Origin of the sequence: Sphingomonas donggukensis, from assembly GCF_023674425.1 — a bacterium.
In the GTDB taxonomy this organism is placed as follows: Bacteria; Pseudomonadota; Alphaproteobacteria; order Sphingomonadales; family Sphingomonadaceae; genus Sphingomonas; species Sphingomonas donggukensis.
In genome coordinates, this window is sequence record NZ_CP098401.1 from 786,726 (window position 1) to 806,731 (window position 20,006).

The window sequence follows — 20,006 nt, forward strand, 5'->3', positions numbered from 1 at the left end:
ACTCCGCCGCGGTCAGGCGCGCCAGTCGCCTGATTTGCCGCCGGATTTCTCGATCAGGCGAACGTGTTCGATCGTCATGCCGCGGTCGATGGCCTTGGCCATGTCGTACACCGTCAGCAGCGCGACGGTGGCGGCGGTCAGCGCCTCCATCTCCACGCCGGTCTTGCCGTCCGTCGCGGCGGTCGCCGTCACGGTGACGCCGACGTCGTCGAGCGCGAGGTCGAGCGTGACGCTGGTGAGCGGCAACGGATGGCAGAGCGGGATCAGGTCGCTGGTGCGCTTGGCGGCCATGATCCCGGCGATGCGTGCGACGGCGAGGACGTCGCCTTTCTTCACCGCGCCGGTACGAATCGCACTCGCCGCCTCCGCGGACATGGCGATGCGACCGGAGGCGACCGCGTGGCGCTTTGTCACGGCCTTGTCGCCGACGTCGACCATGCGCGCGGCCCCGGCGGCGTCGAGGTGGGTGAGGTCGCTCATGCCACCAGCGCCCGCGTCGCCGCCTTGAGATCGGGCTGTCGCATCAGCGACTCGCCGACCAGGAAACAGCGGATCCCGTGTTCCGCCATCGCGTCGAGATCGGCGCGGGTCTGTAGGCCGCTCTCGGCGACGAAGGTGCAATCGGCGGGGGCTGACGCTACGAGTTCATACGTACGCGCAAAATCGACCGTGAAGTCCTTGAGGTTACGGTTGTTGACCCCGATCAGCCGTGACCGAAGGCGTAGCGCGCGGTCGAGCTCGTCGGCGTCGTGGACTTCGACCAACACGTCCATGCCGCGCTCGATCGCCGCGACCTCGATCTCCGCCATCGCGCCATCGTCCAGCGCGGCGACGATGATGAGGATGGCGTCGGCACCCAGCGCACGGGCTTCGGCGACCTGCCACGGATCGACCATGAAGTCCTTGCGGATCACCGGCAGGTCGCAGGCGGCGCGGGCGGCGATCAGGTAGCCATCGGCGCCCTGGAAGAAGCGTTCGTCGGTCAGCACCGACAGGCATGCGGCACCGCCGGCGGCATAGGCGCGGGCGTGGGCGGGCGGGTCGAAATCCTCGCGAATCAATCCCTTGGACGGTGATGCTTTCTTGATCTCTGCGATCAGGGCGTGGCCTGGCCTGCCATCGAGCGCGGCGCGAAAACCGCGCGGGGCGGAGACGTCGCGCGCGCGGGCGTCTAGCGCTGACACGCTGGAGTGGGGCTTGCGGGCGGCGACTTCGCCCCGCTTCACCGCGAGGATTTCGTCGAGCATCGTCATGAATAGGCGATCCAGGCATCGAGCAGGGCGTTGGCCCTGCCGGCATCGAGGGTTTCGGCGGCGAGTGCGGCGCCTTCGGTGAGGTTGGGCGTCGTGCGTGCGATGACGAAGGCAGCGGCGGCGTTGAGCAGCACGGCGTCGCGGTACGCGCCGTGTTCGCCGGTCAGCAGGCGGCGCAGCGCCAGCGCGTTGTAGGCAGGGTCGCCGCCGCGCAGGTCGGCGAGCGGGGAGCGGGGCAGGCCGGCATCCTCCGGAACGATGCGCGCCGGCAAATCGACGTCGCCGACACAGATCGCCACGGTCGGCCCCGCGCCCGATATCTCGTCCAGCCCTTCCTCGCCCGAGACGACGGCGGCGCCCTCCGCCCCCAGGCTCGCCATCGCCTCGGCATAGACCGGGGCGTAATCGGGGCGGGCGATGCCGATCAGCTGGCGGGTGACGTGGGCCGGGTTGGCGAGCGGGCCCATCAGGTTGAAGATCGTGCGCCGGCCCAGCCGCTGGCGGATCGGCTGGATGCGGCGCATCGCCGGGTGGTGGTTACCCGCGAACAGGAAACAGATGCCGAGATCGGCGAGCGTCGCTTCGGCCATCGCGCCCGCGCGCGCCATGTCGAGACCGAGCGCCTCGAGCGTGTCGGCGGCCCCCGCCTTCGACGATGCGGCGCGGTTGCCGTGCTTGGCGACCGGCACGCCGGCGGCAGCAACCACCAGGCTGACCGCGGTCGAGACGTTGAGCGTATGGTGCCCGTCGCCACCGGTGCCGCACACGTCGATGGTGCCCGCGGGCGCGACGATCGGGATCAGGCGTTCGCGCAGCGCACGGGCGGCTTCGGCAATCTCGATGCTGGTTTCACCGCGTTCTGTCAGGCCGATCAGGAACGCGGCGATCGCGTCCTCCGTGGTGCGTCCGTCGAGCACGTCGGCGAATGCCTGCCGCGCGCTTTCATGCGACAGCGGGGTCGACGGATCGGGCAGGGGGGCGAACGACGTCATGCCGCCAGCTTCACGAAATTGGCGAGCAGCGCGTGGCCGTGTTCGGTGGCGATGCTCTCCGGGTGGAACTGGACGCCGTGGATCGGCAGGTCGCGGTGGCGAAAGGCCATGACGGTCGCGTCGGGCGCGGTCGCGTTGACGATCAGGCAGTCGGGCACATCCTGCACAATCAGGCTGTGATAGCGGGTGGCGATGAAGGGCGACGGCAGCCCTTCGAACATTCCGGTGCCGTCGTGGGTCAGCGCGCTGGTCTTGCCGTGCATCATGCCGCCGCGAACGACCTTGCCGCCGAAATGCTGGCCGATCGACTGGTGGCCAAGGCACACGCCGAGCAGCGGGGTCGCGCTGGCGGCGCAGGCGGCTACGATGTCAAGGCTGACGCCGGCTTCATTGGGAGTGCAGGGGCCGGGCGACAGCAGGATGCCGCGCGCGCCGGTCGCCAGTGCCTCCGCGGCGGACAATGCGTCGTTGCGCTCGACGCGGACTTCGGCGCCAAGCTCCATCAGATAATGGACGAGGTTCCAGGTGAAGCTGTCGTAATTGTCGATGACGAGGATCATGTCCCCGCCGCCATAGCGGAGCCGCACGCGCGCGCAACATTCGCCGCAATTGGTGCGTTAGGGTGGGGACGGGACGATCCGTATTCTGGAGTTTTGAGCTTATGTTGCGTTTGCTGATCGTCACCGCCGCGCTGGCGCTGCCCGCCGTCGCTGTCGCGCAGGATGCCGCACCGCCGCAGCGGATTCGCAACATCACGCTCCAGAAGGGCGAGGTGTGCCCGAAGTCGGCAGACGGCGAGATCGTCGTGTGCGCGCCAGCCGAGGTCGAGCCTTACCGCATCCCCAAGCAGTTCCGCGACATCCCCAAGCAGGATGCGCCGAGCACGTCCTGGGCGGTGAAGACCGACCGCGTGATGGAGGATAACCGTCGCGTCCTGCCGGGCAGCTGCTCGCCGATCGGGACGAACGGCCAGACCGGCTGCGCGCAGAAGGCGGCGGAGGCCTGGGCGGCGGAGAAGCGCGCGAAGGCAAATGGGGTGGTCGAGCCGCAGTAATTTGATCCTCTCCCTTTGAGAGAGGGTCGACGCGCGAAGCGTCGTCCGGGTGAGGGCTAGGTCGAAAAGGCCCGATTGAGGCGTCCCGGCAGTTTCGGGCCGTTTCGACCTAGCCCTCACCCCTCGCTGCTAGCGCGGCTTGACCCTCTCCCGGTGGGAGAGGGTTATTGGTGGCCTGCCCTTGCCACCGCATCCTTGGCCGCAGCCATCAGCGCGCCCGCCTTCGCCTCGCACTCGCGCTGTTCGTATTCGGGTACGCTGTCGGCGACGATGCCGGCACCCGCCTGCACATGCATCACCCCGTCCTTCACCACCGCGGTGCGGAGCACGATGCAGCTGTCCATGCTGCCGTCGGGGGAGAAGTATCCCACCCCACCGGCATAGGCGCCGCGGGTTTCGGGTTCGAGTTCGGCGATGACCTGGCACGCGCGAACCTTGGGCGCGCCGCTGACGGTGCCCGCCGGGAAGCCTGCAAACAGCGCGTCGAGGGCGTCGGCGTCGGAGCGCAGCGTGCCGACGACGTTCGACACGATGTGCATGACATGGCTGTAGAATTCGACGCCGTAGCTGTCGGTGACGGTCACCGATCCCGCCGTCGCCACCCGCCCCACGTCGTTGCGACCGAGGTCGAGGAGCATGAGGTGCTCGGCGCGCTCCTTGGGATCGGCGAGCAGGCTGTCGCGGTTGGCGGCATCCTCGCTGGCGGTAGCGCCGCGCGGGCGGGTGCCGGCGATCGGGCGGACCGTGACCTGGCCGTCGCGGACGCGCACGAGGATTTCCGGGCTAGACCCGGTCAGCGCGAAGCCCGGCAGGTCGAGGTGGTAGAGGAACGGCGACGGGTTGATCCGGCGCAGCGAGCGGTAGAGTTCGAACGGCGGCAGCGTGAACGGCGTGGTGAAGCGCTGGGCGAGCACGACCTGGAAGATGTCGCCGGCGACGATGTACTCCTTCGCCGCGGTTACCATCGCGCGGTAGGCGTCGGGAGCGAGCGCCGGCGTCGGCGCCACGGGCGCGTGTTCGGCGCGAACCGGGGGCGGGACCGGCGCCGATTCGAGGCGGGCGGCGGTGGCGTCGAGGCGCTCGATCGCGGCACCGACCGATCCGTCCGGCCAGACCGGCGCGACCAGGAACAGGCTGTCGGCCAGGCGATCGAACACCAGGATTACGGTCGGGCGCACGAAGACCATGTCGGGCAGATCGAGCGGGTTGGCGGGCGGGCGATCGAGCGTTTCGACCAGGCCGACGGTCTCGTACCCGAAATAGCCGACGAGGCAGGCGAGCGCGCGGGGCAGAGCGGCGGGCACGTCCATCCGGCACCCCGCCACCAGGTCGCGCAGGGCCGAGAGCGTTGGGGCCGCGGCGGGGGCGAAAGCGTCACGGTCGGTCAGCCAGTCGCGGTTGACCTCCGCCACGTCGCCGCGGGCACGGAACATCAGGTCGGGCGCGAGGCCGATAAGGCTGTGGCGCCCGCGTACCGACCCGCCCTCGACCGATTCGAGCAGGAAGTCGCCGCGTCCGGGCTCGATCAGCTTCAGCGCGGCGGCGACCGGCGTCTCGGTATCGGCGACCTGCGCCCGCCACACGAGCGCAGGCACCCCGGCGGCGTTCGCGGCGCGGGCTTCGGCGACGCCGTGGATCATCGGTCTAGCGGAGCGTCAGTTGGCGCTGGTGGGCGCCAGCTCGGCGCGCACCTTCGCCACCGCGGCGTCGTTGCGCTGGACGCCGACCTGCTTGCGGACGGCGGCGGCGAACTGCTCGCTCAGCTCGCGCCCGACGACCCCGCCGAGGCCCTGGCGGGTCGACGCGATGACTTCCGGGCGCTTGCTGGCATCGCCGTTCTGGATGGCGTCCAGATAAACGATGTACCAGCCGCCACGGTTCGGCGCCTCGAGCAGCTTCGCCTTCTTCGCCGCCATCGAGAACATCAGCGCGAGCGGCGGCGGCACCTGAGTGCCCCCGGCGGCCAGTTCGGCGCGGCTGAGGCTCTTGGTCTCGACCGGCGGCAGCTTGAGGCTGGTCTGGGCAAGCGCCGCCGACAGCGGGGTGCCGGCGTTCACCTTGTTGACCGCCGCCACGGCCAGCGCGCGCGCCGCCTTCAGGTTCCGGTCGATAACGAAATCGCGCGCGACGGTGGCGCGGATCTGTGCGAGCGGGCGGGGGGCGGCGGGCACGACGCGCCCGACGGCGACGACCGCGAAGCTGCCGTCGGCGTCGGTCTGCACCAGCTGCGGCGCGTCGCCGTCCTCGGCGATGAACGCGGCCTGCGCCAGGCGGGCGACGATCGGATCGGGCTTGGCCGGCGCGTCGGGGTCCATGCCGCTGGCGACGAGCGGGGCGGTGGTCTGGGCGACGAGCTTTGCGTCCGATACGAGTTCGTCGAACGTCGCATTCTCTGCCGCGGCGCTGTCCAGCCGGTCGTGGACGTCGGCGATGGCCTGCGCCGCCTTGGTCTTCTCGATTTCGGTGGTCAGTTCGGGCGTCGCCTGCGCCAGCGTCTTGCCGGCGATCGGCGTGACCTGATCGACCTTCACGACATGCCAGCCGAGCGGCGAGCGCACCGGGCCGACGATCGTGCCGGCGGTGGCGGCAAAGGCGGCGTCGGCGACGGCGGTGGCGCTCTGCGCGGTGAAGGCGGCCTTGTCGACGCCGGTGGCGGTGCTCGCCTCCAGCCCGATCGCGCGGGCGGCGTCGGACAGGCTGGAGCCGCCCTTCACCTTGGCAGCCAGCGCAGTCGCAGCCTGCTGGCTGGCGACGACGACCTGCGTCAGGTTGCGCTTTTCCGAAGGGGCGAAGCGCGCCTTGTTGGCATTGTAGGCCGCGGCGATGTCGGCGGTTGTCGCCTTGGCGCCCGCGGCGACGTCGGCGGCCTTCACCAGCGCATAGCGGACCGCGCGCCGCTCCGGCACCATGTAGCGACCGCGGTTGCGCGTGTAGAAGGTCTGGAGCTCGGCATCGGTCGGGGGCGTGCCGACGCCAAGCGCGGTCACCGGAATCACGCCGATCGCGCCCTGGCGTCGCTCGAGCAGCAGCGAGGCATAGGGCATCGCGAGCTGGCTCGACACCTGACGCGCGCCGGCGGTCGGGGCGAGCAGCTGGCGCGACAGCATGTCACGGGCGATATCGGCGCGCAGGCCGGCGTCGGTCAGCCCCTGCTGGCGCAGCGCGGCGTCGTAATTGGCCTGGCTGAACTTGCCATCGACCCCGGCAAAGCCCGGGATGCCCGCGATCTCGCCGTCCACCGCGCGCTTGCTGGCGGACATGCCGATGCTCTCGGCGAATTTCTGGAGCGCGATGCCGTTGATCGTGCGTTCGAGCACTGCGGTCATCCCGCCCTGGGTCACGAAGCTCGCCATGTCGAGGCCGGGCTGCTGCTGCTGGTACGCGCTGTAAGCGGTCTGCGTGCGCTGGCGCAGCTCGGCCTCGCCTATCTTGGTCTCGCCAACCTCGGCCACTGCGCCGCCCAGCGAGCCGGCGTTGTTGCCGCGCAGGTTGGTGATGTCGCCCGCCGCAAAGGCCAGCGCGATCACGACGAGGACGCCGAGGGCAACGATCTTGCCCACGGTCGAATTGATGGCGCGGCGGAAGGAATTGAGCATCGGTGCCCTTGATTGGCGCGAGGGGGAGTGCCGCCGCTTTAGGGGCGTGCGCCGCGGTCATCAAGGTTGTGCCGCGCGCCGACCGCGCTATCGAGGCGCGAGCGAGAAACGATGCGGGGGAGACCGACGTGGTGCGGCGCAAGCTGGTGGCAGGAAACTGGAAGATGAACGGCGATCGCGCGAGCCTGGCCGAGCTCGACGGCATCGCTGCGGCGGCGGCGGCGCATCCTGGGGTCGACGTGGCGGTGGCCGTGCCCTTTACCCTGATCGAGCGCGCCGCCGAGCGGGTGCCGGCGCTGGCGATCGGCGCGCAGGATGTTCACGAGGCCGACAAGGGCGCGCACACCGGCTGCGTGTCCGCCGCGCAGGTGAAGGAAGCTGGCGCGCGCTTCGTGATCGTCGGCCACAGCGAGCGCCGCGGCGACCAGGGCGAGACGAGCCACGACGCCTGGGCGAAATCGGCGGCGGCGCACCGGCAGGGGCTGGACGTCATCCTGTGCTGCGGCGAGACCGAGGCGGAGCGCGACGCCGGCCGCGCCGAGCGCATCGTGCAGGCGCAGGTCGAGAAATCGCTGCCCGACGACGCCGACGGCAGTTGGCTGACGCTCGCCTACGAACCGCGCTGGGCGATCGGGACGGGGCGCACGCCGACGCTGGACGAGATTTCCGCGATCCACGCCATCGCCCGCGCCAAGATGCGCCACATGATCGGCGAGAAGGCCGACGGCATTCGCATCCTGTACGGCGGGTCGGTGACGGGCGAGAACGCCGCGGCGATCCTGGCGGTGGAGAACGTCGATGGCGCGCTGGTCGGCGGCGCCAGCCTGACCGCCGCCAAATTCGTGCCGATCATCGACGGTGCGGCGGGAGCCTGATCGCGGTTCGGTCGTTCAGCTGCGATGCGAGACGAGGGACATGAACTGGTGGCCGCAGTGCGCGCCGCCGCAGGCAAGCACGCATCGAGCTGGGAGGCGCTGGTGCCCGACCGGTTCGTCGTGAACCTGTCGGCGGAGGCGGACGAGGAAGCCGCCTATGCCGACATGGCGGCGGCGAAGCGTGCGCTGAGGGATCACATCTGCACGGTGTACGGGGTGTCGATCCGGGAATTGGCGCATCTGGCGACGGCGTGAGCTTCGCTCCTCCCGCTTGTCCTGTCCGTTCGTTTCGAACGTAAACGAGAAACCTTCACCCGCGCGCATGTCGCAGTTTCTCGACTCCGCTCGAAACGAACGGAGGAGAGGTAAGGGTCAGCCTATCGCCCGTATCGATCCTTCAACATCCGCCAGCTCGCTCGCAATCCATACGCATCGCCGCCCTTGGGTCGTGCCGCTTTCGCCGCCGGGCGCCAGGCGAACACGTCCATGTGCGCCCACGCCACCCCCTTCGGAACGAACCGGCGTAGGAACAGCGCGGCGGTGATTGCGCCGGCGAAGCCGCTGTCGGGGGCGTTGACCATGTCGGCGATGTCGGATTTCAGCATGTCGTCGTAGCCGCTCCACAGTGGCATCCGCCACAGCGGGTCGTGCTCGGCGGCGGCGGCGGCGAGCAGGTCGGCGATCAGCGCCTCGTCATCCGAAAAGGTCGGCGGCAGATCGGGCCCGAGCGCGACTCGCGCCGCGCCGGTCAGCGTCGCGAAATCGAGGATCAGTTCAGGATCGCTCTCGCCCGCCTTCGTCAGCGCGTCGCCCAGCACCAGCCGCCCTTCGGCATCGGTATTGGTGTTCTCGACGCTCAGCCCCTTGCGCGACGCCAGCACGTCGCCGGGGCGGAAGGCGTTGCCGGCGATGGCATTCTCGACCGCGGGGATCAGCAGGTGGAGCCGCACCGGCAGCTTTGCCTGCAGCACGAGGCCAGCGAGCGCCAGCGCGTGCGCCGCGCCGCCCATGTCCTTCTTCATCAGGCGCATGCCGGCGGCAGGCTTGATGTCGAGCCCACCCGAATCGAACACCACGCCCTTGCCGACGATAGCGATTCGCGGGTGGGCGGGGTTGCCCCATTCCAGCTCGATCAGGCGTGGCTCGCGCCCCTTGGCCGCGGCCTGGCCGACGGCGTGGATCATCGGATAGCCGGTTTCGAGCTCTCGGCCCTTCGTGACCGTGATCGTCGCCCCGTGCGCATCGCCGAGTGTGCGGACGGCCTGCTCCAGCTCCTCCGGACCGAGATCGGCAGCGGGCGTGTCGACGAGGTCGCGGACGGTGGCGACGGCATGCGCGACGCGGGCGATCTCGTCGATCCGCCCGGGCTCGCCGGTCAGCAGCATGCGCGGGCCTTGAGCATCGTCGCTCTTGCGATAGCGGGTGAAGCGGTGCTGGCCGAGCACCCAGCCGAGCATGGCCGCGCCGGGCTCGCCGCCGGCCAGGCGGTATGTCCCCTCGGGCAGCACCGACCCCTGCGACGCGATCCGCCACGGCGAATCAGGGGCGTCGTTGCACACCAGCAGCGCCGACCAGTCCTCCGCCGCGTCGCCGGGCAGGATCGCCTTGTCGCCAGCCTTGCCAGCCAGTTTCTGCGCGGCGACGATCGTGCGGACGCGCGGCGGCTGACCGGCGAGCCATGTCGTCCAATCGTCGGGGTGGACGACGTGGAGCGTGCGCGCGAGCTGGCCGCGGTCGGGGCCGAGCAGTTTCGCGAAATCGGTCATTGGATCGGCGCCACCAGAAATTGCTCGAACCGCCCGGCATCACCCGGCTCGGCGAAGGTCGAGATCGACAGCGCGCGGTCGCCGTAGGTCACGCGGTAGGCGCGGGCGACATAGCCCCCGCGCAGCCGCGGCTGGCCGACGGGTGCGAACGCGGTTGGCTCGCCCAGCGCGGACAGGCTGGACTTGTAATCGGCCTGCGCGGTGGCATCGAAATAATAATTGGCGTCGGTGGTCAGCAGCGCGCGGTCGAGCGTCCCGGCGCGCAACTGGTCGAACACCTTGCGCGCCTTGATCGCAAAGATCGCCTCCGTGCCGGTCGCCGCGGCGGGGGGCAGGACGGTGCGCGCGATGCCCTGCGCCATCACGCGGTACGCGTTGCTGAACCAGCTGTTGGTCAGCACCGTGACCGACGTCTTCTGGTCCGGGAACACCATGTTCTCACTGAGGAAACCGACCGACTCGCCCGAATGTTCGACCATCCGGCGCCCGTCGAACTGGCCGACGCTGACGCCCAGGCCATAGCCGGTGTCGCTGCCGTCGTTCAGCTTCGTCGTGGTTTCCTGCGCCGTCCAATCGTCGGCGGACAGGGTCGCGCGGTTCATCCGGGCGATGTTCCAGCGGGCGAGGTCGGTTGCGGTCATCGACAATTCGCCCGCGGCGTACAGCCAGCCATCGGCAGCCGGTGTCTCGACGCGCACCGGGCCGAGTGCGAACCGTTTGTAGCCTTGCGGGAATCTTGCCCCGATAGCCTTGTCCTGATCGATCACGCTGGTCATGCCGAGCGGCGTGAAGATGCGCTTCTGCAGGAAAGCGATCAGCGGCTCGCCCGACACCTTTTCGACGATCAGCCCGGCGACGACATAGGCGGTGTTCGAATATTGATATTGCGTGCCCGGCGCGAAATCGAGCGGCTTCTTCGCCCAGCGATCGACGATTCCCTGCGGCGTGGTCGGTTTCGCCATCGCCGCAAAGCTGTAGTCCTGCGGCCAGTAATCCTGCAGCCCGGAGGTGTGGTCGAGCAGCTGGCGGATCGTGATCGTGTCGCCGCCGGTCACGCCCGGCACATATTTCGCGACCTTGTCGTCCAGCCTCAACTTGCCCTGATCCTCGAGCAGCAGGATCGCCGCGGCGGTGAACTGCTTGGAGATGGAGGCGATCTGGTAGGGCAGGTCGGGTCGCGCGACCGGTATCGCCTCCGATGCCTTGCCATACGCCTTCGCCAGCACCACGCGCCCGCCGCGCACGACCGCAATCGAGGCAGAGGGTACCCCCGATTTCGCCAGCGCCTCGCCGACGACGGCGTCGATCTTCGCGGTTTCGGCGGGGGTGAGATCCTGCGCGGCGGCAGGCGTCGAGAGCAGCAGGGCTGCGATGAACATGGAGCGCATCGCGGGAGCAAAGCACCGCGGCGCGGGCGGTGCAACACTCAACGGAAGCGGATGCGCCCGGTAACCTTCGGCCGCGTCCCGCACATCGCCATCGCGCGGTCGATCATCCACGTCAGCCGGTCGCGCGCCGCAGCGAGGGCGGGGGGCGCGAGGCCGATCTCCAGCGTCTCGAAATTGAGATAGGCGAGGTCGTGGAGGACGGCGAAGTTCGACAGCGATCCGTCCGAATTGACCACCCGCTCCTGCACCACGTTCCAGTCCGCCGCGACCATCGCATTGCGGCAAAAGGCATCCGTGGGTGCCTGCGTCGCGCGGTAGGTAGCAAAGGCGACGGTGTCGTCGTCGTCGAACGGATAAGCGCGTATCTGCGACGCGCTCGGCGTCAGTACCGCGTTGCAGAAGCGGATAGAGATCACGCCCTCACCCGAGGTGTCGCCGAGCGGCGGACATGACGAGCGGCTGGCGTCATAGCCGGCCGAATTGGTGTGGAGCGCGATGATCGGCCAGGCGCCGCGATTGACGTCGGCCAGCACGGCGCGGGCATAGCGCGGCAGGCCGTCGTGGAAGTTGCGGTTGGGGTCGATCGACCGCCCGAACGCGACCTTGCCGTTACGCCGCCCGCCGCCGCCATCGACCGCGACGATCGTGCCGCCGTATCGGCGGAGCGCGACGAGTGCCGCCTCGAACCCGGCGTTCTCATCGTCGTGGGGCACGAACCACAAGGGGCCGTGCGGACGTTCGGGATCGGCGATGCGGTATAGCCGCCACGTCGCGCGTTCCTCGGTGAAGTCGATCTGGCGGACGGTCAGCCCGGCCCATGTCGCGGGATCGCGGTGACGCGCGAAGTCGTCGTCGTCGATGGTCAGCGGATCGACGCGGGTGGTGACGACCGGGCCGGGATCATAGGCGGCGAGTAGGAGGGGGGCGAGAAGGACGAACACCCATCCCCGTTCGTGCTGAGCTTGTCGAAGCACTGTCCTTTTCTTCCTCGCAGACGAAGGGCAGGGCTTCGACAAGCTCAGCCCGAACCGTGGTAGTATCAGGCCGGCACCCCGTACAGGTCGTGCTCGTCGGCATCCTCGACCACCACCTTCGTGATGTCGCCGACCTTCAGCCCGCCGGCATCGCGCAGGAAGACCTCGCCGTCGATCTCGGGCGCGTCGGCCTGGCTGCGCGCGGTCGCGCCGCCCTCCTCGTCGACGGCGTCGACGATCACCTCGATCGTGCGCCCGACCTTCGCCGCGAGCTTGGCAGTGCTGATCGCCGCGGTCTTTTCCATGATCCGGGCGTAGCGTTCTTCCTTGATCTCCTCGGGCACCTGGTCGGGCAGCGCGTTGGCGCTGGCGCCCTCGACAGGCTCGAACCGGAACGCCCCGACGCGGTCGAGCTGCGCCTCGTCCAGCCAGTCGAGCAGATATCGGAAATCATCCTCGGTCTCGCCGGGGAAGCCCACGACGAAGGTCGAGCGGATGGTGATGTCGGGCGCGATCTCTCGCCAGCCCTTGATGCGGGCTAGCACCTTGGCGTCGTTGGCGGGGCGCTTCATCGCGCGCAAGACATTCGGCGACGCATGCTGGAACGGAATGTCGAGATACGGCAGCACCAGCCCCTCGGCCATCAGCGGGATGACCTGGTCGACGTGGGGGTAGGGATAGACGTAGTGGAGCCGGACCCAAGGCGCGATCTGGCCCAGCTCGCGCGCCAGATCGGTCATGTGCGGGCGCACCTCGCGCCCCTTCCACTGCCGCACGTCGCCGCGGATATCGACGCCGTAAGCCGAGGTGTCCTGGCTGATGACCAGCAGTTCCTTCGTGCCCGCAGCGACCAGCTTCTCGGCCTCGCGCAGGATCGCGTCGGGGCGTCGGCTGACGAGATCGCCGCGCAGGCTGGGGATGATGCAGAAGGCGCAGCGGTGGTTGCAGCCCTCCGAAATCTTCAAATAGCTGTAGTGGCGCGGCGTCAGCTTCAGCCCCGCGTCGGGGATCAGGTCGACATAAGGGCTGATGCCGGCGGGGGCGGCTTCGTGCACCGCCTCGACCACCTGCTCGTACTCGTGAGCGCCCGTGATCGCGAGCACGTTCGGGAAGCGGGCGCGGATGACCTCGGCCTCCTTGCCGAAGCAGCCCGTCACGATGACGCGCCCGTTCTCCTTGATCGCCTCACCGATCGCGTCGAGCGACTCTTCCTTGGCGCTGTCGAGGAAACCGCAGGTGTTGACCAGCACGACGTCGGCGCCGGCATAGTCCGCCGACATCTGATACCCGTCGGCGCGCAGCTGGGTCAGGATGCGTTCGCTGTCGACCAGGTTCTTGGGACAGCCGAGCGAAACCATGCCGACGCGCGGCGGGGAGGGGAGAACAGTGGCCATGAGTGCGCGCGCATGTAGGGGATTTGGGGCGGGATTCCTAGCTGGCCTCCGCTACCCCGCCCAAACCGTTCGCCTCGAGTGGTCGTCGAGCGTGTCGAGACGACGTATCGAGAGGTCGGCGCCCCAAGAGACGCCCTCTCGATACGGGCTCTCGACAAGCTCGATCCCTACTCGAGGCGAACGGCTTTGGTTTTAGACCCGCGGGCTATTTTACACCGGCGCCCTGAAAATGAACCACGCCCCCACCGCGATCAGCGCGAAGCCGATGCCGTGGTTCACCGTGATCCGCTGACCCAGATACAGCACGCTGAACCCCGCAAACACCGCCAGCGTGATGACTTCCTGCATGCCCTTCAGCTGAGCGGCGGAATAGACGTTGCTGCCCATCCGGTTGGCCGGCACCGCCAGGCAATATTCGAAGAAGGCGATGCCCCAGCTGACCAGCACCGCCGCCCACAGCGCCGACGACTTGTGCTTCAGGTGGCCGTACCAGGCGAAGGTCATGAAGATGTTCGACACGACGAGCATCAGGACCGGGGCGACGCGATCGATCATGGCTTCGTCGTCACGATCTCCACGACGGTATCGCCGGGCTGGAGCGCGTCCGCCTGGGGCTGTTCGAAGCCGTAAGCCTCACCGTCGCGGTACAGGCGCAGGCCGACCCCGGTCGTGATCGCAGCGAGCGGCTGGCCGATTTCGGCGGGCGCGACCGGGCGTTCGTGGAGCGCCACCTTGCCCCGGATCGAGGCGAGGTCGGTCAGATAGTCGGTCAGGTGCGGGCCGGTGCAGGCGCTGGCCAGCAGCAGCCCGGCGAAGCTGATCGGGTTGATGACGGTGGTCGCCCCGGCGGCGCGGGCCGGAAACTCGTTATCCTCGTTGCGCACGACGATGCTGATCGGGACGTCCGGCGCCAGGTGCCGCGCGGTCAAGGTGATGAGGATCGAGGTGTCGTCGCGCCCCGCGGTCACGATCACCGCCCGCGCGCGCTCGATCGCGGCGTCGGTCAGCGTCTGGTCGCGGGTCGCGTCGCCTTCCAGCACGATGCAGCCGCACGCCTTGGCGCGCGCGATCGATTCGGGGTTGGCGTCGATGACGACGATCGTGCCGGCATCCTCACCGCGGGCGAGCAGCTCGTCGACCGCCTCGCTGCCGGTCTCGCCATAGCCGGCGATCAGGATATGGCCCGTCAGGGTCCGCTGGATCAGCGCCATGCGCCACCTCTCCCATGTGCGCTTAAGGACGAAATTATAGGCGGTGCCGATGAACAGCAGCACCACGAACACCCGGATCGGCGTGACGATCAGCGCGTCGAACATCCGCGACGTCGTGCTGACTGGGGCGATGTCGCCGTAACCGGTCGTCGTGATCGAGATCATCGTGAAATAGACGACATCGAGGAAGCTGACATTGCCGTCGTAATTGTCGCGCAGTCCCGCGCGGTCGTACCAGTGCACCCCGATCGCCAGCGCGACGAGGCCGAGCACGGCGAGCACCCGCCACCCGATCGACAGCCACACCGGCAGCGTCGACGCGCGCTTCAGCGTGCCGCGGGGCATGTGCTTCACGCGGGCACGCTCATCGCGCCGGCAGGCGCGGGAGCGGATCGACGGGGGTGCGGCCCTGGCGGATCTCGAAATGCACCTCGGGCCGGTCGGCGAAGCCCGAATTGCCCGACAGCGCGATGGTCTGCCCGCGCTTCACCGCCTGACCGCGGGTGACGAGCAGCTGGCTGGCATGGCCGTACACCGTGGTCAGCCCGCCGCCGTGGCTGAGCATGACGAGGCCGCCGAACGCCGCCACTTCGCTGCCGGCATAGGCAACGACGCCGTCGGTCGCCGCCAGGATCGGGGTGCCGATCGGCACCGCGATCTTGATGCCGTTGTTGCGCTCGCCCGATCCGCCGGGGCCGAAGCGCCGCACGATCGGGCCGCTGGCGACCGGCCACAGGAACCGGCCCGGCGCGCCGCGCGGCGTCGCGATCTGCGCGACCGACGGGATCGGGCGGGCGGGCGTGGGGCTGGGGCGGACGGGGCGCTGGTTCTCGGCGATGGTCGGCTGGCTGCCGGTGATGATGTCGTCGATGTCGAGGCGGAACGCGGCGGCGCGCTCGGCGGCGGTCGGCGGGCGGGTCGCGTCGCCGGGGATGACGACGCGCTGGCCGACGCGCAGGATGAACGGATCGGTGAGCGCGTTGGCGGTCACGATCCGGCCCCAGTCCACGCCGTAGGCGCGGGCGATGGCGATGCCGGTCTCCCCGCTGCGGACCAGGTGATAGCGGCCACCCGGGATCGTCAGCCGCTGGCCGCTGCGGATCACGAACGGCGCGGTCAGGCCGTTGGCGCGCGCGATCGCCTCCGATCCAGCACCCGTGCGCTCGGCGACGGCGCGCAGGCTGTCGCCCGGCTGGACGACATATTCGCCGGCGGGAATGGTGCGGGCATCGGGCGTTACGGGTCGCGCGGTCCATGCAGGCGGCGGCGCGGGCAGCGCGGTGACGCCGGCATCGGCGGGCGAGCGGCGCTCGTAATCCTGGGGATAGCTGTAGCCGTCCCGCTGCGGCGGCGGCGGCGTGTCGTAGCGCGGCCCCTCCACACTCGGGATACAGCCGCCCAGCGCCGTCGCGGCGCAGATCGTCGTCAGGATTCCAGCGCGCATCTCAAGGCCCCCCTTCATGCGTAGGCTGCCGCCATCCTATCAAGCGATTCGCGGTGCGTCAGGTCGAGATGCAACGGGGTGACGGTAACGTACCCCGCCTCGATCGCTTCCAGATCGGTATCGATCACGGGCGAGAAGGGGACGCGCCCCAGCCCCATCCAGAAATAGTCGAATCCGCGCGGGTCGGTGCGCTTGTCCAGGCGAAGCCGCCCATAGTCGCGCAGGCCCTGCGCCACGACCTTGATGCCCGCGACATCGGCGGCGGGAACCGGCGGGAAATTGATGTTGACCAGCGTGCGCGGCGCCCAGTCCATGTCGAGCACCGGGCGCAATGTGCGCTCGCCCCATTGCTCCGCCGCATCGAAGCTGACGCGCTCGCCGGGTGCCGACAGCGCGTACCGCTGGCTGAGCGCGATCGAGCGGATGCCGGCCAGCGCCCCCTCCATCGCCGCCGCGACGGTGCCCGAATAGCTGACGTCCTCCCCCAGATTGGCGCCGCGGTTGACGCCCGACAGGATCAGGTCGGGCTTCGCATCCTTCATCACCTCGGCGAGCGCGAACATGACCGCATCGGTAGGCGTGCCGGTGACCGCCCAGCGTTTCTCGCCGAAATTGCGCAGGCGGACCGGCTCGGTGAGGGTCAGCGAGCGGCCCTTGCCCGACTGTTCCTCGATCGGCGCGACCACGGTGATGTCGTCGCTCAGGGTGCGGGCGATCGCCTCCAGCACCTTGAGGCCATGCGCGTGGATGCCGTCATCGTTGGTGAGGAGGATGCGCATCAGCGCGTCGGCTCCAGCACCTCGGCGCCGCCCATCCAGGGGCGCAATACTTCGGGGATGGCGACCGCGCCGCCCTCCTGCTGGTAGTTCTCGATAATGGCGACGAGCGTGCGCCCCACCGCGAGGCCCGAGCCGTTGAGGGTGTGGACGAAGCGCGTGCCCTTTTCGCCCGCGGGGCGATAGCGGGCGTTCATGCGGCGCGCCTGGAAATCGGTGCAGGTCGAGCAGGACGAAATCTCGCGGTACCGTTGCTGCCCGGGCAGCCACACTTCGAGGTCGTAGGTCCGCGCGGCGGAAAAGCCCATGTCGCCGGTGCACAGCTTAATGCGGCGGAACGCGAGGCCAAGCTTCATCAGCACGGCTTCGGCAGCGGCGGTCATCCGCTCGTGTTCGGCCTCGGACGCATCGGGCGTCACGATCGACACCATCTCGGCCTTCTCGAACTGATGCTGGCGGATGAAGCCGCGGGTATCGCGGCCCGCGGCGCCGGCCTCGGAGCGGAAGCACGGAGTGAGCGCGGTGAAGCGGAGCGGCAATTCCTCCTCGCGCAGAATGCTGTCGCGGACGATGTTGGTCAGCGACACCTCGGCCGTCGGGATTAGCCAGCGACCGTCGGTCGTCCTGAACAGGTCGTCGGCGAACTTCGGCAGCTGGCCGGTGCCGAACATCACCTCGTCGCGCACCAGCAGCGGCGGCACGACCTGTTCATAGCCGAACTCAGCGGTCAGCGTCGCCAGCATGAATTGGCCGAGTGCGGCGTGCAGCCGTGCGGCGTGCCCGCGCAGCAGCGCGAACCGCGCGCCGGCGAGCTTCACGCCGGTATCGAAGTCGAGCCCAAGCGCCGGCCCGATCGCGTCATGCTCGGCGGGGGTGAAGGCGAAGCCGGGCGGCGTGCCGTGTTCGGCGACCAGCACATTGTCGTTCTCGTCCGCGCCCTGCGGCACGTCGGCGAGCGGCAGGTTCGGCACGGTCGCCAGCTGCGCGGAGAGGGTTTCGGCCACCGCCTTCTGCTCGGCCTCGACCTTGGGCAATTGCTCCTTCAGATCGGCGACCTCGGCCATCAGGTCGGTGGGATCGTCGCGACGGGCCTTGGCCGCGCCGATCGCCTTCGACACGTCGTTGCGGCGCGCGAGCAGGGTCTGCGCCTCGGTCGTCAGGGCGCGGCTGCGCGCGTCGATGGCGAGCAGGTCTGCGGAGAGCGGAGCAAGGCCGCGGTGGGCGAGCCCGGCGTCGAAGGCGGCGGGATCGTCGCGGAGGAAACGGATGTCGTGCATGGGGCCGGGCTATGCCGCCCGCACCGGGGCCGCGCAACCCGCACCGCCTTCGCGGCGTTAGGGAGGGGCAACCCACAGGAGAACATCATGCGGATCCCGCACAAAGCCGTTGTCGTCGTCGCCGATGGTCGCAAGCTGCTGCTGCTTCGGAACGAGGGCGACGGGCTGGCGCCCAACCTTCAGGTCGAACATGCCGAGGAACAGTCGAACCCCAGCGACGGCGAGCAGAAGACCGACCAGGCGGGGCGGGCGGCATCGACCCGCGGCGGCGGCGGCTTCGCGGCGGGCGGCGGCACGATGGGCGAGGTCGATTTTCACCAGCAGGAGGAGGATCGCTTCGCCGCCGATACCGCCGCGATGCTGAAGAAGCGCGCTCTCGACAATGATTTCGAGAAGCTCATCATCATCGCGCCGCCCAGAACGCTGGGCGAACTGCGCAAGCATTACCACAAGGAAGTCAGCGACCGGCTGCTCGGCGAACTCTCCAAGGATCTGACCGGTCACCCGATCGCCGATATCGAAAAGGCGCTGACCGCCGCCGAGTGATCTCGGACGGTCGAATAAGAAACGGCCCGGTCTCTTGCGAGGCCGGGCCGTTTCTTGTTTGCTTTGGCGTGGACCGTCAGTCCTTGCGGGCCTTCTTGCCGGCCAGCTTCCGCCGGGCGACCAGCGCAGCTGCGGCGCCACCGAACAGCAGCAGCATCGGCGGGGCAGGGACAGGGGCCGGGCCGGGGCCCGACGAACTGCCGCTCGACCCGCTCGACCCGTTCGACGACCAGCCGCCGCATTTGAAGTTGCAGTGGCCGCTCGAGCTCCAGCCCTTCGACGACGAGCCGTAGCTCGACGACGAGGTCGAGGTGGACGAGCCGTTCGACGAGCTGGACGTCGACGACGAGACATTGCCCGACGACGAGGTCGAGGACGACACGTTGCCGCTGGACGACGACGAGGTCGAGGACGACGACGAAGAGGAGACGTTGCCGCTCGACGAGGACGAGACGTTGCCGCTCGAGGACGAGGACACGTTGCCCGACGATCCGCCCGACGAGGTCGAGGTCGACGACCCGCCGGTCGAGGAGGTGCTCGACACGCCACCGGTCGAGGTCGAGGTGGACGAGCCGCCCGAACCGCCCGAGGACGTCGAGGTCGATCCGCCGCTGGTCGAGGTCGACCCGCCGGTGCTGGACGACGTGGACGAGATCACGACGCCGCTCGATCCGCTGCTGCTGCCGCCGCCGAAGAAGCCGCCGGCGAAGAACCCGCCGCTACCGCCGAAGCCGCCGCCCCCGACGACCGCGGCACCGCCGCCGCCCCCGCCGACGATGGCCATTTCGCCGCCCGGGCCCGCATAGGGCGGGGGCAGGGGGGCGCCCTGAGCCGTCTCGACGACGACCCCACCGCCGGTGGTGGTCGTGACGGTCTGGGTGATGATGCAGCGCACGGTGCGACGCGAAGCGCCGCTGCCGACGGTGACCGTGCGATAGCTGCGGCTGGTGCTGCTGCCCGCGGCGTGACCGCCCTCTGCATAATCGGCGCCGGCGCGAGCGCCCGGGCCCATGCCGTGACCTGCGCCCATGCCATGACCTGCGCCCATGCCGTGACCCGCGCCGCCGCGGTGGGTGGTCGTGACGACGCCGCCTTTCGTCAGCCCGGGGCCGCAATTGATGGGCGCGCGGGCGACAGCGACCGGCTTGCGCACGACGCGGCGCTTCACGACGGCGCGCTTGGCCATCATCGGCTTCGCTGCGAAGTCGCGCTTGGCCTGGACCTGGTCGGCCACGTGCACCGCGCCGCCACCGATAAGGGCGCCGCCGCACGCGCACGCCGCCAATTTTGCGAGAGCCATCCGTACCGACATGCTGTCACTCTTCCCTCTGGCGCTGGCCGCCGTCGACCAAATCGAACTTGCTGTGCGCTCCTAGGTAAAAGGGCAGAACAAAGCGTTAAGTGCAACTTCGTTAACCATCATTTTGCGTACGAATATTCAGAAATCGCCGGCTCCGTGC

General features: G+C 69.3%; 20 protein-coding genes. 4 read left to right on the forward strand and 16 right to left on the reverse strand.

Annotated features, from left to right (window positions below; translation table 11 throughout):
- Positions 1–12 precede the first annotated feature (12 nt).
- The 4 genes from moaC to M9980_RS03870 are packed head-to-tail and all read right to left on the reverse strand — an operon-like array spanning position 13 to position 2,805.
- Positions 13–480: a cyclic pyranopterin monophosphate synthase MoaC gene (gene moaC, locus M9980_RS03855; RefSeq protein WP_250753515.1), complete on the reverse strand. Its 468-nt coding sequence runs from the start codon at positions 478–480 to the stop codon at positions 13–15.
- Entirely contained in the window at positions 477–1,253 is a 777-nt protein-coding gene (trpC, locus tag M9980_RS03860) for an indole-3-glycerol phosphate synthase TrpC (RefSeq protein WP_250753519.1), read from the reverse strand. The genes moaC and trpC overlap by 4 nt, the downstream gene beginning before the upstream one ends.
- Complete coding sequence (gene trpD / locus M9980_RS03865; RefSeq protein ID WP_250753522.1) at positions 1,250–2,245, reverse strand: anthranilate phosphoribosyltransferase; 996 nt, start codon at positions 2,243–2,245, stop codon at positions 1,250–1,252. Before trpD ends, trpC begins: the two co-directional genes overlap by 4 nt.
- On the reverse strand, positions 2,242–2,805 hold the full coding sequence (locus tag M9980_RS03870) for an anthranilate synthase component II (protein ID WP_250753525.1): 564 nt from the start codon (positions 2,803–2,805) through the stop codon (positions 2,242–2,244). Before M9980_RS03870 ends, trpD begins: the two co-directional genes overlap by 4 nt.
- Positions 2,806–2,906: 101 nt before the next feature.
- On the opposite strand from M9980_RS03870, the gene M9980_RS03875 reads away from it, so the two are divergent.
- The gene (locus M9980_RS03875; protein WP_250753528.1) at positions 2,907–3,299 is read left to right on the forward strand and encodes a hypothetical protein; all 393 of its coding nucleotides are present in this window, start codon (positions 2,907–2,909) and stop codon (positions 3,297–3,299) included.
- A 164-nt stretch (positions 3,300–3,463) separates the two neighbouring features.
- On the opposite strand, the gene trpE is transcribed toward M9980_RS03875, so the two are convergent.
- Together trpE and M9980_RS03885 are read right to left on the reverse strand one after the other, a co-directional pair.
- The gene (gene trpE / locus M9980_RS03880) at positions 3,464–4,939 is read right to left on the reverse strand and encodes an anthranilate synthase component I (RefSeq protein WP_250753531.1); all 1,476 of its coding nucleotides are present in this window, start codon (positions 4,937–4,939) and stop codon (positions 3,464–3,466) included.
- Positions 4,940–4,954: 15 nt separating this feature from the next.
- Positions 4,955–6,895 carry a peptidylprolyl isomerase gene (locus tag M9980_RS03885; protein ID WP_250753534.1) on the reverse strand — a complete coding sequence of 647 codons (1,941 nt, stop codon included), beginning with the start codon at positions 6,893–6,895 and terminating at the stop codon, positions 4,955–4,957.
- A gap of 164 nt (positions 6,896–7,059) precedes the next feature.
- Between M9980_RS03885 and tpiA the strand changes: the two genes are divergently transcribed.
- Positions 7,060–7,770 (forward strand): triose-phosphate isomerase, encoded by a 711-nt coding sequence (gene tpiA / locus M9980_RS03890; RefSeq protein WP_422921405.1) that lies wholly within the window; start codon positions 7,060–7,062, stop codon positions 7,768–7,770.
- 48 nt (positions 7,771–7,818) lie between these two features.
- Positions 7,819–8,025: a hypothetical protein gene (locus tag M9980_RS03895; protein ID WP_250753540.1), complete on the forward strand. Its 207-nt coding sequence runs from the start codon at positions 7,819–7,821 to the stop codon at positions 8,023–8,025.
- 122 nt (positions 8,026–8,147) lie between these two features.
- On the opposite strand, the gene M9980_RS03900 is transcribed toward M9980_RS03895, so the two are convergent.
- The 9 genes from M9980_RS03900 to serS form a co-directional block, all read right to left on the reverse strand.
- A complete protein-coding gene (locus M9980_RS03900; protein ID WP_250753543.1) occupies positions 8,148–9,536 on the reverse strand; it encodes a leucyl aminopeptidase family protein in 1,389 nt (462 codons plus the stop codon).
- Positions 9,533–10,924, reverse strand: coding sequence for a serine hydrolase domain-containing protein (locus M9980_RS03905; RefSeq protein WP_250753546.1), 1,392 nt, complete (start codon positions 10,922–10,924; stop codon positions 9,533–9,535). The genes M9980_RS03900 and M9980_RS03905 overlap by 4 nt, the downstream gene beginning before the upstream one ends.
- Positions 10,925–10,962: 38 nt before the next feature.
- On the reverse strand, positions 10,963–11,865 hold the full coding sequence (locus tag M9980_RS03910; RefSeq protein WP_250753549.1) for a hypothetical protein: 903 nt from the start codon (positions 11,863–11,865) through the stop codon (positions 10,963–10,965).
- A gap of 98 nt (positions 11,866–11,963) precedes the next feature.
- Positions 11,964–13,292, reverse strand: coding sequence for a 30S ribosomal protein S12 methylthiotransferase RimO (rimO, locus tag M9980_RS03915; RefSeq protein ID WP_250753551.1), 1,329 nt, complete (start codon positions 13,290–13,292; stop codon positions 11,964–11,966).
- Between the two features lie 210 nt (positions 13,293–13,502).
- Positions 13,503–13,847, reverse strand: a complete 345-nt coding sequence (locus M9980_RS03920) for a DMT family protein (RefSeq protein WP_250753553.1) — start codon at positions 13,845–13,847, stop codon at positions 13,503–13,505.
- A complete protein-coding gene (locus M9980_RS03925; protein ID WP_250755051.1) occupies positions 13,844–14,848 on the reverse strand; it encodes a potassium channel family protein in 1,005 nt (334 codons plus the stop codon). The genes M9980_RS03920 and M9980_RS03925 overlap by 4 nt, the downstream gene beginning before the upstream one ends.
- Before the next feature lie 19 nt (positions 14,849–14,867).
- Positions 14,868–15,947 carry a peptidoglycan DD-metalloendopeptidase family protein gene (locus tag M9980_RS03930; RefSeq protein ID WP_250753556.1) on the reverse strand — a complete coding sequence of 360 codons (1,080 nt, stop codon included), beginning with the start codon at positions 15,945–15,947 and terminating at the stop codon, positions 14,868–14,870.
- A gap of 14 nt (positions 15,948–15,961) precedes the next feature.
- A complete protein-coding gene (surE, locus tag M9980_RS03935; RefSeq protein WP_250753559.1) occupies positions 15,962–16,726 on the reverse strand; it encodes a 5'/3'-nucleotidase SurE in 765 nt (254 codons plus the stop codon).
- The gene (gene serS, locus M9980_RS03940; RefSeq protein WP_250753562.1) at positions 16,726–18,000 is read right to left on the reverse strand and encodes a serine--tRNA ligase; all 1,275 of its coding nucleotides are present in this window, start codon (positions 17,998–18,000) and stop codon (positions 16,726–16,728) included. The genes surE and serS overlap by 1 nt, the downstream gene beginning before the upstream one ends.
- Positions 18,001–18,087: 87 nt before the next feature.
- On the opposite strand from serS, the gene M9980_RS03945 reads away from it, so the two are divergent.
- Entirely contained in the window at positions 18,088–18,546 is a 459-nt protein-coding gene (locus M9980_RS03945) for a host attachment family protein (RefSeq protein WP_250753564.1), read from the forward strand.
- A 76-nt stretch (positions 18,547–18,622) separates the two neighbouring features.
- Here M9980_RS03945 and M9980_RS03950 read toward each other — a convergent pair whose 3' ends face one another.
- A complete protein-coding gene (locus tag M9980_RS03950; RefSeq protein WP_250753567.1) occupies positions 18,623–19,780 on the reverse strand; it encodes a hypothetical protein in 1,158 nt (385 codons plus the stop codon).
- Positions 19,781–20,006: the final 226 nt, after the last annotated feature.